This window comes from Pseudomonas graminis (genome assembly GCF_004364335.1).
GTDB classification, from domain to species: domain Bacteria; phylum Pseudomonadota; class Gammaproteobacteria; order Pseudomonadales; family Pseudomonadaceae; genus Aquipseudomonas; species Aquipseudomonas graminis_D.
In genome coordinates this window covers 1-1,601 of sequence record NZ_SOCR01000025.1, presented here as the reverse complement: position 1 = coordinate 1,601, position 1,601 = coordinate 1, and the positions used below count along the sequence as shown (strand labels likewise).

The window sequence follows — 1,601 nt, the reverse complement described above, 5'->3', positions numbered from 1 at the left end:
CAGACTGTGTGAAAACCTAGCCAACCTGCCTCAGATCTAAGAAAATGCCCCGCATCGAAAGATGCGGGGCATTTTCTTATGGCGTACATCCAGGGCGAATCCCGAAACCAGACCAGCCTGTTTCCGGTTTCAATCGATGAAGTCATTCCCGAAGACCATCTCGTTCGGGTCATTGATGCCTACGTTTCTCGCCTGGATCTCAGGGTTCTGGGGTTCGATAAAGCTATTCCCAAAGGCAACGGACGTCCGCCCTACAACCCCGCCGACTTGCTCAAACTCTACCTCTACGGCTACTTCCAGCGCATACGGTCTTCGCGCCGTCTTGAAGCCGAATGCCAGCGCAACATCGAAGTCATGTGGTTGCTCAACCGCCTCGCGCCGGACTTCAAAACCATCGCCGATTTCCGCAAAGACAACGCCACTGCCTTCTCGGCAACGTGCCGCGCATTTGTTCAGTTCTGCCGAACCGCAGGCCTGGTAAAAGGTGATCTGGTCGCCATCGATGGCAGTAAATTCAAGGCTGTAGCTTCGGCCCGTCGTCACATCAGCATCAAGCATCTAAAGCGTGATCAGGAAAAACTTGATCGCCGCATAGCGAAGTATCTGGAGGATCTGGACAGCGCAGATCGCGACGAAAATGAAGAGGTGGTTGATCGAAGCGCTGTTAAAACGGTGCTGGCAAAACTGACTGCCAAGCGGGACGACAATCTGACCTGTCAGGCGCTGATGGACGAACTGCAGGTCACCCAATTCATCAGCACCGAAAGCGAGGCGCGGATGATGCGAGCCCCGCAGGGCATGGCCGTTGCCTACAACGTGCAGACCGCCGTAGACGCTGAAAACAGCCTGATCGTGCACCACGAAGTCACTCAGGATAGCGACGATCGCAAGCAACTGGAGCCGATGGCAAAAGCGACTCAGGAAGTACTGGAGCAACCGAATCCGACCGTCACCGCTGACGCTGGATACTCCAGCGGCAAGCACTTCCAGGCCTGCGACGAGGCGGGCATCACAGCGTATGTACCGATCAATCGAACCATTAACAGCGAGGTTGAAGAGCCGTATTTTTTCCGTCGGGAAGACTTCACCTATGATCGGGAAAATGACCGCTATCAATGCCCGACAGGCCATTTGCTGACGCTGGTTCGGTTGAACAAGGGAAAGCGTTTCTACCGCGCCAGCGCTGACGCCTGCGGATCCTGCGCCCTTAAAAACCAATGCACCAAGACCAAATACCGCTCGTTCACACGTCATGCCTATGAAGATGCATTTGAGCGAATGGCGCAGCGAATGCAGGCCCACCCGGAAATGGTTGAGGCTCGAAGAAGCATCGTTGAGCACCCGTTTGGCAACCTCAAACAATGGATTTACGGCAATGGCCGGTTCCTGCTTCGCCAGCTCAAGGGTGCGCGAACGGAAATGGCTCTGGCGGTGAACGCCTACAACCTGAAAAGGGCTATCAACGTGCTGGGCGTGCGCAGAATGATGGAGTTACTGGCCTGATAAAGGCCTTTTTTTTGCATATTAAAGAAATGCCCCGAGTTGATCGGGGCATTTCTTTTGGTTAGCTGCTGGGTATCTGGTTTTCACACGGTCTGTAC

General features: G+C 54.4%; 1 protein-coding gene. It reads left to right on the top strand.

The window, feature by feature from the left end; translation table 11 throughout:
• The first annotated feature begins 78 nt into the window (after positions 1–78).
• Positions 79–1,503: an IS1182 family transposase gene (locus EC919_RS27040; protein WP_133777456.1), complete on the top strand. Its 1,425-nt coding sequence runs from the start codon at positions 79–81 to the stop codon at positions 1,501–1,503.
• Positions 1,504–1,601: the final 98 nt, after the last annotated feature.

Excerpts from the sequence above, each read along its gene's own strand:
- EC919_RS27040 (WP_133777456.1), top strand. The coding sequence starts at position 79 with ATGGCGTACATCCAGGGCGAATCCCGAAACCAGACCAGCCTGTTTCCG.